This window comes from Rhizobiales bacterium NRL2, assembly GCA_001664005.1.
In the GTDB taxonomy this organism is placed as follows: Bacteria; Pseudomonadota; Alphaproteobacteria; order Minwuiales; family Minwuiaceae; genus Minwuia.
On the sequence record CP016093.1, the window covers coordinates 2956428 to 2969318 of the forward strand.

Annotated in this window: 14 protein-coding genes; 4 read left to right on the forward strand and 10 right to left on the reverse strand. The window is 67.1% G+C overall.

Annotated features, from left to right (window positions below; translation table 11 throughout):
* Positions 1 to 10: 10 nt before the first annotated feature.
* From TEF_13740 to TEF_13750, 3 genes are read right to left on the reverse strand one after another with little or no spacing between them, the layout of a single operon-like run.
* A complete protein-coding gene (locus TEF_13740; protein ANK83481.1) occupies positions 11 to 1078 on the reverse strand; it encodes a hypothetical protein in 1068 nt (355 codons plus the stop codon).
* Positions 1078 to 2031, reverse strand: a complete 954-nt coding sequence (locus TEF_13745) for a succinylglutamate desuccinylase (protein ANK81742.1) — start codon at positions 2029 to 2031, stop codon at positions 1078 to 1080. Before TEF_13745 ends, TEF_13740 begins: the two co-directional genes overlap by 1 nt.
* Positions 2032 to 2075: 44 nt before the next feature.
* On the reverse strand, positions 2076 to 2597 hold the full coding sequence (locus TEF_13750; GenBank protein ID ANK81743.1) for a hypothetical protein: 522 nt from the start codon (positions 2595 to 2597) through the stop codon (positions 2076 to 2078).
* A 90-nt stretch (positions 2598 to 2687) separates the two neighbouring features.
* Between TEF_13750 and TEF_13755 the strand changes: the two genes are divergently transcribed.
* Positions 2688 to 3101, forward strand: a complete 414-nt coding sequence (locus tag TEF_13755) for a hypothetical protein (protein ID ANK81744.1) — start codon at positions 2688 to 2690, stop codon at positions 3099 to 3101.
* Positions 3102 to 3107: 6 nt separating this feature from the next.
* On the opposite strand, the gene TEF_13760 is transcribed toward TEF_13755, so the two are convergent.
* Entirely contained in the window at positions 3108 to 4379 is a 1272-nt protein-coding gene (locus TEF_13760; protein ID ANK83482.1) for a hypothetical protein, read from the reverse strand.
* Between the two features lie 113 nt (positions 4380 to 4492).
* On the opposite strand from TEF_13760, the gene TEF_13765 reads away from it, so the two are divergent.
* Positions 4493 to 6340: a potassium transporter TrkA gene (locus tag TEF_13765; GenBank protein ANK83483.1), complete on the forward strand. Its 1848-nt coding sequence runs from the start codon at positions 4493 to 4495 to the stop codon at positions 6338 to 6340.
* A gap of 158 nt (positions 6341 to 6498) precedes the next feature.
* A complete protein-coding gene (locus TEF_13770; protein ID ANK81745.1) occupies positions 6499 to 7248 on the forward strand; it encodes an arginyltransferase in 750 nt (249 codons plus the stop codon).
* Here the strand turns inward: TEF_13770 and TEF_13775 are convergent.
* The 4 genes from TEF_13775 to TEF_13790 form a co-directional block, all read right to left on the reverse strand.
* A complete protein-coding gene (locus tag TEF_13775) occupies positions 7233 to 7559 on the reverse strand; it encodes a DNA-binding protein (GenBank protein ID ANK81746.1) in 327 nt (108 codons plus the stop codon). The genes TEF_13770 and TEF_13775 overlap by 16 nt on opposite strands.
* 240 nt (positions 7560 to 7799) lie before the next feature.
* Complete coding sequence (locus TEF_13780) at positions 7800 to 8207, reverse strand: hypothetical protein (GenBank protein ANK81747.1); 408 nt, start codon at positions 8205 to 8207, stop codon at positions 7800 to 7802.
* A gap of 77 nt (positions 8208 to 8284) precedes the next feature.
* A complete protein-coding gene (locus tag TEF_13785; GenBank protein ID ANK81748.1) occupies positions 8285 to 8953 on the reverse strand; it encodes a hypothetical protein in 669 nt (222 codons plus the stop codon).
* A 74-nt stretch (positions 8954 to 9027) separates the two neighbouring features.
* Complete coding sequence (locus TEF_13790; GenBank protein ANK81749.1) at positions 9028 to 9456, reverse strand: hypothetical protein; 429 nt, start codon at positions 9454 to 9456, stop codon at positions 9028 to 9030.
* A gap of 109 nt (positions 9457 to 9565) precedes the next feature.
* Here TEF_13790 and TEF_13795 point away from each other — a divergent pair, with 109 nt between their 5' ends.
* Positions 9566 to 10792, forward strand: a complete 1227-nt coding sequence (locus TEF_13795; protein ANK81750.1) for a hypothetical protein — start codon at positions 9566 to 9568, stop codon at positions 10790 to 10792.
* On the opposite strand, the gene TEF_13800 is transcribed toward TEF_13795, so the two are convergent.
* Together TEF_13800 and TEF_13805 are read right to left on the reverse strand one after the other, a co-directional pair.
* On the reverse strand, positions 10783 to 11838 hold the full coding sequence (locus TEF_13800; GenBank protein ID ANK81751.1) for an arsenical-resistance protein: 1056 nt from the start codon (positions 11836 to 11838) through the stop codon (positions 10783 to 10785). The genes TEF_13795 and TEF_13800 overlap by 10 nt on opposite strands.
* 42 nt (positions 11839 to 11880) lie before the next feature.
* Positions 11881 to 12732 carry a hypothetical protein gene (locus TEF_13805; protein ID ANK81752.1) on the reverse strand — a complete coding sequence of 284 codons (852 nt, stop codon included), beginning with the start codon at positions 12730 to 12732 and terminating at the stop codon, positions 11881 to 11883.
* Positions 12733 to 12891: the final 159 nt, after the last annotated feature.

A 12891-nucleotide genomic window follows, 5' to 3' on the forward strand; every position in this document is an offset into this window, starting at 1 on the left:
GCGGCGAGGGTTAACGACCCGTTTCCCGGGATCTGCGGGCGCCGATCCGGAACAGCGACGGCCCGAGGACCACGATCATCATGATCCGGCAGATGTGCATGGTCGAAACAAAGGCCGTATCGATGCCGAGCGCAAGGGCTATCAGCGACATTTCCGCCAGTCCGCCGGGCGCCAGCACCAGGATCATGGCCTCGGGCCGGATGCCGATCATGTCCGCGCTGGCCAGCGTGATCAGCACCGCCAGCCCCAGCAGCAGGACCGAGGTTCCCAACGCAAGGCTGGCCACGCGCCAGATCATGGAAAACGCCGTGCCGACGAAGCGGCTGCCCACGGCCGCGCCCAGGACGAGTTGCGCCGCGGCCACCGGCACCGGCGGCGGCGTCACTGCCGTGAGGCCCAGCAGGTGGACCAGCGCGGAAAGAATCATGGGCCCGACCAGGGCCGCCGCCGGCACGCGGCAGAGACTGGCCAGCGGCCAGCCGAGCGCGGCGCAAGCCACCAGGATCAGCCAGTCCACCGGCGCCGCATCCACGCCCGGCGCCTCGGGCATGATCGACGGCACGTCGGCGCCCAGCACCAGCCGGAACCAGAAGGGGATGATCAGGATGATGGAAATGACCCGGATGGTGTGGACCAGCGAGACCTTCCGCGAATCGCCGCCCATTTCCTCGCTGGCCAGAACCATCTCCCCTAGACCGCCGGGGGTGGACGAGAAATAGGCGGTGATCGGATCGAAGCCGCCGACACGGCGCAGGAAGACATAGCTGAGCAGGCTGCCGACCACGACGAACCCGGTGAGAATGCCGAGGGCCGCCGCCCACTGGCCCATGCGGTCGGCCACCTCCGGCGAGAAGGCACTGCCCAGGAAGACGCCCAGGATGCTGACCATGACCGAGCGGAAACGGCGGTCCAGCGCCGGCCGCAGCCCGCCGATGGCGGCGGCGGAGACGAAGATCATCGATCCCAGCATCCAGGCCAGCGGCATCTGCAGCCAGAAGAACAGCGCCCCGCCGGCCGCGCCAACGCCAAGCGCGAGGGCGTGGCCACGCCAGTCAACCGATGCCGGACGCTCCCGGATCAAGCCACATACCGTCCCAGCCGGACCGCGGTCTGGCCGGTGGCCAGCCGTCTGGAGGGCATGATCAGCACGCAATTGTCGTAGGGTGTCTCGACCGGCCGGCCCCCGTCGTGACCGATCACGGTGCCGGCCTTTTCGATCATGTCGAGATTCTCGGGATTGCCGACGAAGCGGAAACTCTGACCGCGGATCGTCACCCGGTCGGTCACTTCGATGACACGCGGCGCGGGCCGCTCCGGCCAGTCGCAGATCCGCCGCGCCACATCCGGACGCAGCGTTCCCGTGGCTGTCAGAAATCGCGCCAGCACCTCCGTGGCGTTGTCCGCAGCAGCCGGATCGCGGTGCTGGCCGCATTCGGCCAGCAATGCCGTGCGCGTTCCGTTCGCGGCGCCGAAACCACCGAAATCCCGCATCCGCCGGCCGGCGGCGTGGCCCGGGTCGGCGACAACGATGCGTGGAAATCCGACCCGGATGGCAAGCGCCCGGCCCCGCTCAGCGGTCCCTGCAAGCATCAGCGGTTCGCCGCCCGTCTGCATCGAATGCAGATCCAGCATCAGATCCGCCTGCTCGATCAGCGGCCTGATCCGCCGGGCGCGGTGGAGTTCGCTGGACCGCCGCGGGCTGTCCAGCGTTTCCGCGTCCCAGAGCCGGTTGAAATCCTCGTCGACGAAACGCGCCCGGGCGGGCGCAGCGGGGTCGAAACCCAGATAGGCGGCGACATTGCAGAAGCAGAACGTCAGTGCGCCGCGCTCGGGACGCGGTTCCGTCGCCAGGGCCCGGACCAGCGCATGCACGCCGCACAGTTCGTTGCCGTGAACGACGGCCGCCACCAGGACCTCGGGGCCCGGCCGGCCGCTGTCGAAACGATGCGCATAGTCGATGCCGGTATTGCCTCGGCGCAGACCCGACAGGTCGATCGGCATCAGATCTGCGCGTGCGGCTTGTTTTTCCATCGCCTCGTCCGGTCCCGCTGATTCACGGTTCTGTAGCATCGGCGTCATGGCCGGTCCATGTCCGGACGCCTGGCCGCGATCTTCTGGCGGACCGCCGGCTGCGGACCCGGCTCGAAGCCGTGCCGGTAGTCCAGGACTTCCAGCTCCGTGCCGACAGCCTCCAGCAACTCGTTGGGTCTCAGAAGGAAATCCGGATTGCGGGGCCGGCCGAAGGCCTCGTTGCCGGCGGCGAAGGTCTCGTAGATCAACACCCCGCCCGGCGCCACGGCGGCGATGACCTCCGGCAGCAGGAGCCGCCAGAGATAATTGGTGACGATGACGCCGCCGAATCGCCGGCCCGCCAGGGGCCAGGCCGCCGCCTCCAGGTCTGCGGCCATGATCTCCACCCCGCCGTCGTCCGCGAAGGCGTTCAGCCCGGCCGTATCCCGATCGACCGCGATCACCGCCAGGCCGGCCCGGCGGCAAAGCCGCACATGCCGTCCTGACCCCGCGGCCAGATCCAGCACGGCGCTGCCCGCCGGCACGAAGTCGAGATGACGCATCACCCATGAACTGGCCGGCGGCATGATCGTCCTTTCTTGTGTTTCCCGCCCGAGTTGACCATTTATGACGCACCGGCGGCGTTCGCCACCTCCCTGTCACATGTCCAAGCGAATATGATCAGCTTCGATCTCAGGTGCAGTTCCGATCATGTCTTCGAGGGCTGGTTCGGCTCCAGCGCGGATTTCGAGGACCAGTCCGCGCGCGGTCTCGTCACCTGCCCCGTCTGCGGAAATGGCGAGGTGCGCAAGGCGCTGATGGCGCCCAATGTGGCCTCCCGCAAGGGCGGCGACGAGGCGGGGGTCGATCCCCGGCAGATGTACGTCATGCTGAAGAAGCTGCGCCGCGAGGTGGAGAAGAACGCCGACTATGTCGGGCCGCGCTTCGCCGAGGAAGCGCGCCGCATCCACTATGGCGAGAGCGATCCCCGAGGAATCTACGGGGAAAGCACCGCCGAGGAAGCCGAGGCGCTGCGCGAGGAAGGCGTCGAATTCACCCGGATACCCTGGGTACCCGACGCCGAGAACTGATCCCCCTCAGAGACGGTCCCGCAACCTGTACCAGAGCCGGAACAGCGCCAGCAGCGGCTGACGCAGTGCCGCGCCGCCGGGAAACCGGCCATGCTGAACCGAAGCGAAGACATCGAAGCGGGCGGCATCGCCGGCGATGGCCTCGGCGATCACCTGACCCGCCATGCCGGTCAGCGCCACGCCCTGACCCGAGAAGCCGTGCGCATAGTAGAGACGCCTGCCGATACGGCCGATGTCCGGCAGCCGGTTGCGGGTGATCGAGACCCGCCCGCCCCAGGCGTGGTCGATGTCGATGCCGGCAAGTGCCGGATAGACGCGCGCGATCCGCCGGCCAAGCAGCCGCGCGCCGTCCTCGGCGCCGTCCCGGCCGCGATAGCTGACGCCGCCGCCGAACAGCAGGCGGGCGTCAGGTGTGAAACGATAGTAGTCCAGAGCGACATGCGTGTCGCAGACGCACTCGCCGCCGGGCAGCAGGCCGGCCCGCTCCTCCCCGGTCAGCGGGCGGGTGGCCACGACCCAGGTGCCGACCGGCATGGCGCGGGAGCCGAGCGGCGGCAACAGGCCGTCGAGATAGGCGTTGGCGGCGACCAGCACATGGGACGCCCTGACGGCCCCGCGCGCCGTACGGACGACGCCGTTCTCGCCATCGACGGAGATCGCCGGGGAATGCTCGTGCAGGACCGCGCCCCGGGTCTCCGCCGCGGCGGCGAGACCCAGGAGGTACTTCAACGGATGCAGATGGCCCGAACGCGGGTCGCGCAGACCGCCGTGATAGATGCCACTGCCGGTGGCGGCCGCTGTCGCTGCGGGATCCAGAAGTTCCAGATGGCTGTAGCCGAAGCTCTCCGCGAGCACCTCGCGTTCACGGCGCAGGGGCTCCATGTGGCTGGCTCTGGCGGCTGCGTAGATGAAACCCCGGCGCAGATCGCAGTCGATGCCGTGTTCGGCCACGCGCCGGTCGATCAGACTCACCGCCTCCTCGGCCATCGCCCACAGCGCGCGGGCGGGTTCGATGCCCAGGCGCGCGGCCAGCGACACTGCATCGGCTGAGAACCCGTAGTTGATCTGACCGCCATTGCGTCCGCTGGCGCCGGCGCCGATGCGTTTCGCCTCCAGCAGCCGGACGTCGAAGCCGCGCGCGGCCAGCTCCAGAGCCGCGCCGACCCCTGTGAAGCCGCCGCCGACGATGCAGATGTCGGCGCGCACCTCGCCCTCCAGCGCGGCACGCGGCGGCGTGTCGGGCGCCGTCGCCTCGTAATATGTCTCCGTACGTGTCATCGACGTCTCTGTGGTTCCGGAAAGGTTGCTCGGGACCGTCGGCTTGTGGGCGTGCAGACGCCCGATCATATTGCGGCTTGAGCTTCGGCGCGCAGGAGATTCGCCATATGGCGATGGTGGAACCGACATTGCAGATGTGGCTGGTGCTGGGCGTCATCGCCGTCGCGGTCGCCGTCTATGCCAGCGAACGGCTCTCGATCGAGCTGACCTCGCTGCTCGTTGTCGCCGCGCTGACCGCGACCTTCCACTTCCTCCCGGCGACGCCGTTGCCGGAAATGCCGGCGATCAACACCCGCGCTCTGCTTGCCGGCCTGGCCGATCCGGCGCTGATCACGGTGCTGGCCCTGATGGTGATCGGCCAGGGCATGATCCGTACAGGCGCGCTGGATGCACCCATCCGGCGCATGGCGGCGTTGCGCAAAATTCACCCCTTTCTGGCGGTCTTTGCGGGCTTGGTCACCGTAGCGGTGACCAGCGGCATTCTGAACAACACCCCGGTGGTCGTCATCTTCATTCCCATCATGGTCGCCCTGTCGGCACAGCTCCGCCGGAGCGCCAGCCGCGTGATGATTCCACTGAGCTACGCAGCGATCCTGGGCGGCATGACCACGCTGATCGGCTCCTCGACCAACCTGCTGGTCGCCGCGGCGGCGAAGAACGCCGGCGCCGAGGCCATCGGCTTCTTCGACTTCACCCTGATCGGCGTGATGCTGGCTTCGGTGGGCCTCGTCTACGTCATCTTCGTCGCCCCGAAACTGCTGCCGGACCGGTCCAGCTACGCCCAGAGCCTGACGGAGGGCGTCGCGGGCAAGCAGTTCATCGCCCAGATCGATATCCGATCCGGCTCCTCCCTGATCGGCGAGACCGCCCGGGCGGGGCTTTTCCCCAGCCTGCCGGGCATCACCGTGCGCCTGATCCAGCGGCGCGAGGAATCGATCCTGCCGCCCTTCGACGGCATCGAACTGCAGGCCGGCGACGAACTCATCGTGGCCGCGACGCGCAAGTCGCTCACGGAGGCCATCAGCCGGACACCGGACCTGCGGTCGGCGCTGCACGCCAGCGACGACCTGCCCGCGGCGGACGACAACGAGCAGAAGATGGACCGCGACTTCGTGCTGGCCGAGGTCGTGGTGGCGCCGGCAAGCCGGATCATCGGCCGCAACCTGGCGCAGATCGTCTTTCACACCCGCACGCGCTGCACCGTCATCGGCATCCAGCGGCGCAGCCGGATGATCCGCCAGGGCCTGCACGATATCCGCCTGGAGGCGGGCGACGTGCTGCTGCTGCTGGGACACCGCACCGACGTGCAGCGTCTGCGCGGCAACCGCGACGTCATCCTGCAGGAATGGTCGGCCGACGATCTGCCGGCCATCGAGTACGCCGGCCGGTCGACCCTGATCTTCGCCAGCGTGGTCGCCGCCGCCGCCACCGGCGTGCTGCCCATTGTCGTGGCGGCCCTGCTGGGGGCCGCGGCGATGCTGCTGACAGGCTGCCTCAACATCCACCAGGCCATGCGCGCCATGGACCGCCGCGTGGCGCTGATGATCTGGGCCGCGCTGGCCATGGGCACCGCGCTCCACGGCACAGGCGGCGCGTCCTTCATCGCCCAGAACCTGATGACCGCGCTGGACGGGGCGCCGCCGCTGGCGGTGCTGTCGGTGTATTTCCTGATCGTGGCCGGTTTCACCAACATCCTGTCGAACAACGCCACGGCCGTGCTGTTCACGCCGATCGGGATCGGCCTTGCCCAGTCGCTGCAGATCGACTGGGAGGTGTTCATTTTCGCCACCCTGTTCGCCGCCAACTGTTCCTTCGCGACGCCCATGGGCTACCAGACCAACCTGCTGGTCATGGGCCCAGGCCATTATCGGTTCGCGGACTATCTGAGAGCCGGCATTCCGCTGATCCTCATCATCTGGGCCGCCTACACCGCGGTCGCCGCCGTGATCTACGATCTTTAGGCCGAAGGTGCGGGGGGACGCTTGACCGCGGGCGCGGGAACACCAAGTCAGGGCTTCGCGCGGCGGTTTCCGACCTGCCGCATTCGGGGCGACGATCGCAATCGGGTTCGCGAAATCAGTTGCTGCAGGATCGCCATCACTGAATTACCCTTTCGAGCATGAAGCGCGTCCAGATTCCGCTCAGGCACTTCTTCGCCACGCCGCCCACGCCCTGTCCGTATCTGTCAGGCAAGATGGAACGCAAGGTCGTGACGCTGCTTTCGGGCGAGGAGCCGGATCACCTGCACAGCGTGCTTTCGACCGCAGGGTTCCGGCGCAGCCAGGATCTGGCCTATCGCCCCGCCTGCGACGACTGCAACGCCTGCGTGCCGGTGCGCATTCCCGCCGCGCGGTTCAGGCCCAACCGGACCCAGCGCAAGAACTGGCGGCGCAACAGCGACCTTCAGGCGCGGATCATGCCCGCGGTCGCGACGCGGGAGCATTACATCCTGTTCCGTCAGTACCTGTCGTCGCGCCATGCCGAAGGCGGCATGGCCGAGATGCGCTTCGGCGACTACCGCGCCATGATCGAGGATACGCCGGTCGACAGTTGTCTGGTCGAGTTCCGCGATCGGGAACAGACGTTACGCGCGGTATGTCTGACCGACCGGATGCAGGACGGCTTCTCGCTGGTCTACAGTTACTTCCGTCCCTCCGATGCAGCGCGCAGCTTGGGCACCTACATCGTCCAGTGGCATGTGCAGCACGCCATCGCCGAAGGCCTCGATCACGTCTATCTGGGCTACTGGATCGCCGACAGCCGCAAGATGTCCTACAAGTCGGCCTTCCGGCCCCTGGAGCAACTTACCGCCGATGGATGGGAAGACCTCGGCCGGGGCGAGGATAGCGCCGATCAGTTCGCGAACTGATTCATCGGGACGTAGCGCCCGTCCTGAATCTTCGAGAAGAATTCGTCCACCTGCGGATGGCTGACCGGCTCGCCGGACTCGTCCCACAGCAGGTTCTGCTCCGAGACATAGGCGATATAGGTGGATTCCTCGTTCTCGGCCAGCAGGTGATAGAAGGGCTGGTCCTTCCGCGGACGCATATGTTCCGGGATTCTGAGCCACCACTCTTCCGTGTTGTTGAACTCCGGGTCGACGTCGAAGATCACGCCACGAAACGGAAAGATGCGGTGGCGCACGATATCGCCGATGCGGAATTTCGCCAAAGCCACCATGTTCACCCGAATACGCTCCACTGCTCTGAGTCGGCCTGCGCCGTCTCGACTATCAGATGCGACCTCTCGGCCCAAGGTCAATGACCTGACAATCAATTTCACCGGGGCGCAAACGATGACGCCGCCAGGGAGGGGACTGGCGGCGTCTTGGTGTCGACGAGTTGGGAGGGAGTGCGTTTTTCCAGAAATCTCGTCTGTTGCAAAGATGGGACGGATCGCGCCCGAACCAAGTGATCCGTGTCACAACGCCGCCCGGCGGACAGCGCCGGCCAGGCGCCGGTCCGGGTCGGCGCGCGCAGTCAGCATGTCACGCAGCCGCCGGGGCAGTATGGGGGCGTATTTCGGGCGGAAATACTCCAGCACCGAGGCGGCGGCGTAGGTCTTGCGCGCCGGATCGCCCGCCGCAGCATCCGCCAGTGTCGCCACCACGGCGTCGACGTCGAAATAGCGGATCTCGCTGAGCTGGGTATCGATCAAGCCTTCGGCTTCCACGCTGCGGAACTGGAAGCGTTCCCTGCCCGCCCGGCGGGTGACGATGGCCGCCACCACCAGCAGCAGTTCCTGGGCCTCGTTCTGGGCCAGGCTGTCCGTCGAAAAGCTGAGCCGCACCAGTCCGTCGGATTCCGGATCGATCGTCCGCACCGTCATTGAAGGTTCCGGCGGCGTGGCCGCGCACCCGACAGCCAGGGCCAGCGCCAACACCGCGCACAACCCGCCGCGAAGGATCACGATTCCACCCCCGGGACGAAGGACAGCGCGGTTTCGAGGAACTGCAGCGTCAGGTCGCCGCCGAGCTGTTCACGAACCACGTCGATCGCCGCTTCCTCATCGCGCTCGACGGCGCTGATACGCGGCGCGTGGCCGTCGAAGTCGACGATCATGTTGCCGGCATAGTAGAGCCCGCCCGGCGCGAGCAGCAGCTTCGGCACGTCCGGATCCGCCATGGCCTGCGGCAGGGTATTGCGGAAAACGAGATGATCGGGCGGATAGAAATAGTCCGTCGTCGCCCGCCGGCCCTCGATCAGATTGCTGTTGGTAACCGTGATCGAGCGCAGCATGTAGATTCCGGCCGGCGCCTCGTAGGCGGCGTAGAGGGTCTGCCGGTCGCCAGCCGGGCAGTCGGCCCTGTCGAGCGCCAGCGGATTGCAGTATTCGCGGCGCAGGATCAGCGGCGGACGGCTGTGGTCGACGGCGAGGCGGCGCATGTCGATGGGCGCCCAACGGAGTTCGATCGCGGGCACGTCGGAGAACAGGCTGTTGACGCCGGACGGATGGGACGTGCCCACACCGATGACCACGATCGCGCTGTCGTTCGGCGAACGCGCGCCTTCGCGGAAACCCGACGTGGCCAGGGCCGCGCCGAGCAGAAGCGCCAGAAGTGCAAGCCTACGCATCGGTCGCCACCTCCCGAAGGGTCAAGCGTAGACCCCGGCCCTGCCGGGAACAACGGCGCCGACCGCGGCGGCGGTCACAATTGCCTCAGCATCAGGGCCTGCGCCGCACGGATGACGCGCCGGGTCTCGGGCCAGATCACCGCCTCCAGCGCGGCCTCCGTCGGCATCCAGCACGCCGCCGCCGCGTCGTCGCCGGCGACCGGCTCGCCCGCCAGCCAGTCTCCCCACATGTCGACCAGGGTGTAGTGGTATTCGATCGCCCCCTCCGCGTCGCGGCCGATGCCGTCGACGACATCGACCAGGCCACGGATCCGGCAATGCACGGCGGTTTCCTCCATCACTTCCCGGGCGGCGGCTTCCGCGACGGTTTCGCCCCATTCCTGCCGGCCGCCGGGAATGGACCACTGGCCCTCTCGCGGCGGCTTGCCGCGGCGGATGATCAGAACCTCATCGCCCCTGAAGATGACGGCGCCGATGCCGACGCCGGGCCGCCGTGTCGCCATTCCGCGCCCTCCCCGGCGATTACAGTGACATCATCGCTGCGGACTCGCCAAGGCCGCAGCACTCCGGTAGAGAACATCCATGGGCCGTCAGGGGAGGATCGCTCATACCATGTCTGTCGACTTCAATCCGAACGCAGCCGAGACCATCGTCGACCCCTATCCGGGTCTGGCGCGGCTCCGCGCCGACGAACCGATGCACTGGAACCCGGTCAGCCGGGCCTGGTACCTGACCCGCTATGACGACGTGCGCGCGGGTTTCCGCGACAAGCGCCTGTCGGCGGACCGGATCCGGCCCTTCGTCGAGGCCCAGCGCGACGGGCCGGACGGCGAGGAAATCGGTTTCCTGGGCGAGCACATCAGCCACTGGGCGGTGTTCAACGATCCGCCGCGCCACACGCACCTGCGCGGCCTGATGAACAAGGCGTTCACGACCCGGCGCGTCGAAGTCCTGCGCGCGGGCGTCGCCGAGATCGTCAACGGTCTGATCGCCGACTGGGCGGATGGCGACGAAATCGATTTCCATCACCGCTTCGCCTATCCCCTGCCCGCCACGGTCATCGCCCTGCTGCTGGGCGTGCCGCAGGAAGACGTTGACCACCTCAAACGCTGGTCCGACGCGCTGGCGCAGTTCGTCCTCACCTCGAAGACCAATCCGGAGAAGTACCGCGTCGCGGCCGCGGCGCTGAAGGAGATGAACGCCTATTTCGGGGATTTCCTCGAACAGCGCCGCCGCGATCCGGGGGAACTGGTCACGGACGGCCTGATCAGCGCCACCGACGAGGGCGACCGGCTGACCGCCGACGAATTGACGGCAAGCTGCATCCTGCTGCTTTTCGCCGGCCACGAGACGACGACGCAGCTTCTCGCCAACGGCCTTCACGCGCTGATCAGGCATCCCGACCAGATGGCCAATTTCCGCGAGAACCGCCATGATGCGAAGTTCGTGAAGAACGCGGTGGAGGAACTGCTCCGTTTCGACGGGCCTTCGCTGACCAGCCCGCGGATTGTGGCGAAGGACTTCGAGCTTCACGGCCAGGTGGCGAAGGCGGGGCAACGTCTGTGGCTCTGGAACGCCGCCGCCAACCGCGATCCGGCGGTCTTCGAGGACCCGGAACGGCTCAATCTCAGACGTCCCAACGCCGACCGGCACGTCACCTTCGGTTTCGGCGTCCATTTCTGCATCGGCGCGCCGCTTGCGAAGCTGGAGGCGGAGGTCGCCTTCCCCATCCTGCTGGAGCGTTTCAGCCGGTTCGAACTGGTGAAGCCGGCGCAGGACTGGTCGGATTCCTACGTCTCGCGCGGCATGACCAGCCTGCCGGTCCGCGTCTACCGCTGAGGACTGGTCCGCTCCGTCTCCGCCGACCGCGTGTCGAACCAGCCCCGGGTACGGTTGGCGAAGGCGACGAGCGACAGCATCACCGGCACTTCGACCAGCACGCCGACCACGGTGGCCAGCGCCGCGCCGGAGTTCAGGCCGTACAGGCTGATCGCCACGGCCACGGCAAGCTCGAAGAAATTCGACGTGCCGATCATGGCGCAGGGCGCGGCGACCCTGAACGGCACGCGCAGTCCCCAGGCCGCCGCGTAGGCGAGCGCGAAGATGCCGTAGGACTGGATCAGAAGCGGCGCCGCAATCAGCGTGATGACAAGCGGCTGCGCCAGAATCACCTGTCCCTGGAAGCCGAACAGCAGCACGACGGTGGCGAGCAGGCCGATGACCGAGAACGGCTTGACCCGCGCCGTCAGTTCTCCAACTGCCTGTTCGCCGCCGCGCCGGAGCAGATGGCGCCGTGTCAGCACGCCGGCGCCGAGCGGCACCACGACGTAGAGCGCGACCGAAAGCACCAGCGTGTCCCACGGAACCGGAATGCTGGTGACGCCGAGCAGGAGCGCGACGATCGGCGCATAGGCGAACACCATGATCACGTCGTTCACGCTGACCTGCACCAGGGTGTAGTTGGGGTCGCCGCGGGTGAGCTGGGACCAGACGAAGACCATCGCCGTGCAGGGCGCGGCGCCCAGCAGGATCAGTCCGGCGATGTAGGAGTCGGCGTCAGCGGGCGGAATCAGGCCGGCGAAGACATGCTTGAAGAAGATCACGCCCAGGAAGGCCATGGTGAACGGCTTGATCAGCCAGTTGACCATCAAGGTGATCAGCAGACCGCGCGGCTGTTCCGTGACGCGCGAAAGGCTGGCGAAATCCACCGCCACCATCATCGGGTAGACCATCGCCCAGATCAGAACCGCGACGACGAGGTTCACATTGGCGTATTCGAGCGAGGCGAAGACGCTGAAGAGTCCCGGCGCGAGCTCGCCGAGTGCGATTCCCGCGATGATGCAGAGTCCGACCCAGAGGGTCAGGAAGCGTTCGAATATCGGCACAAGCCTACTCCCGATTGGTGATCACGCGTTGCCGAACGGCGTTCAGGTCGTGACGGACGCCGGCCGGCCTATTTCGTCCAGACGCTCTTTCAGGGCAATGCGGCCGAGCGACTTGAGCGGGAGGTTCACGAAAATCGATATGCGGTTGTTCATCATCCGGTAGGCGTCGGCGAAGGCCTGGCGCTTGACGGCCTCGGTGCCTTCGACGGCGGCCGGATCCGGGATACCCCAATGCGCGCTCATCGGCTGGCCGGGCCATATCGGGCAGGTCTCGGCGGCGGCGTTGTCACAGACGGTGAAAACGAAGTCCAGCCGCGGCGCCTCGGGGCCCGCGAACTCTTCCCAGCTCTTGGACCGGAACCTGGTGGCGTCGTGGTTGAGGTTGCGCAGCAATTCCAGGGCGTAGGGATGCACCTCGCCCTTCGGCTGGCTGCCGGCCGACCAGGCGTTGAACCGTCCGGCGCCCTCACGTGAAAGAATGGCCTCGGCGATGATGCTGCGGGCCGAATTGCCGGTACAAAGAAACAGCACGTTCAGTTTGCTCTCGGTCATGTTTGCCTCTCCCTCTTCAAGGGGCGCGGACAGGCCACCGACCGAACAGAGTTCGGGCCTTCCGCCACAACAGTCCTCGGCCAGGAAACCGATCAGGGCCCTTACCGCGGATGGATTCACCGCGTAGTGGATACGCCGCCCACTCCGGACCGACGACACCAGTCCCGCGCCCTCGAGTTGCGCAAGGTGAAACGACAGGCCCGACGGCGCGACGGACAGGACCGCGCTCAGCTCGCCCGCCGTCAGTCCGTCCGGCGCTTCCCGCACCAGCCGCCGGAAGATCCGCAGCCGCTGATAGTGGCCGAGAGCCTGGAACGCCCCTGTCGCGATACTCATTTCCATATTTCATGGATATTTGAATTATCCTGTTCCGACAAGCCGGAATCGCGGCCGATGGCGCGAGGCCGCGATCTTTGCGAATGTCGGAGGCTCCGTGCACCGATTCCCTGAAGCCCGCTTTCCCGAGGCCGCCGCCATGTTCCGCATCAACGCCAGCGTCAG

What these genes read in the sequence shown, in the direction of transcription:
- TEF_13765 (ANK83483.1), top strand. Translation starts at nt 4,493, where the DNA reads ATGGTGGAACCGACATTGCAGATGTGGCTGGTGCTGGGCGTCATCGCC.
- TEF_13795 (ANK81750.1), top strand. Translation starts at nt 9,566, where the DNA reads ATGTCTGTCGACTTCAATCCGAACGCAGCCGAGACCATCGTCGACCCC.
- TEF_13805 (ANK81752.1), bottom strand. Translation starts at nt 12,732, where the DNA reads ATGGAAATGAGTATCGCGACAGGGGCGTTCCAGGCTCTCGGCCACTAT.
- TEF_13755 (ANK81744.1), top strand. Translation starts at nt 2,688, where the DNA reads ATGATCAGCTTCGATCTCAGGTGCAGTTCCGATCATGTCTTCGAGGGC.
- TEF_13760 (ANK83482.1), bottom strand. Translation starts at nt 4,379, where the DNA reads ATGACACGTACGGAGACATATTACGAGGCGACGGCGCCCGACACGCCG.
- TEF_13785 (ANK81748.1), bottom strand. Translation starts at nt 8,953, where the DNA reads ATGCGTAGGCTTGCACTTCTGGCGCTTCTGCTCGGCGCGGCCCTGGCC.
- TEF_13780 (ANK81747.1), bottom strand. Translation starts at nt 8,207, where the DNA reads ATGACGGTGCGGACGATCGATCCGGAATCCGACGGACTGGTGCGGCTC.
- TEF_13775 (ANK81746.1), bottom strand. Translation starts at nt 7,559, where the DNA reads ATGGTGGCTTTGGCGAAATTCCGCATCGGCGATATCGTGCGCCACCGC.
- TEF_13750 (ANK81743.1), bottom strand. Translation starts at nt 2,597, where the DNA reads ATGCCGCCGGCCAGTTCATGGGTGATGCGTCATCTCGACTTCGTGCCG.
- TEF_13790 (ANK81749.1), bottom strand. Translation starts at nt 9,456, where the DNA reads ATGGCGACACGGCGGCCCGGCGTCGGCATCGGCGCCGTCATCTTCAGG.
- TEF_13745 (ANK81742.1), bottom strand. Translation starts at nt 2,031, where the DNA reads ATGGAAAAACAAGCCGCACGCGCAGATCTGATGCCGATCGACCTGTCG.
- TEF_13770 (ANK81745.1), top strand. Translation starts at nt 6,499, where the DNA reads ATGAAGCGCGTCCAGATTCCGCTCAGGCACTTCTTCGCCACGCCGCCC.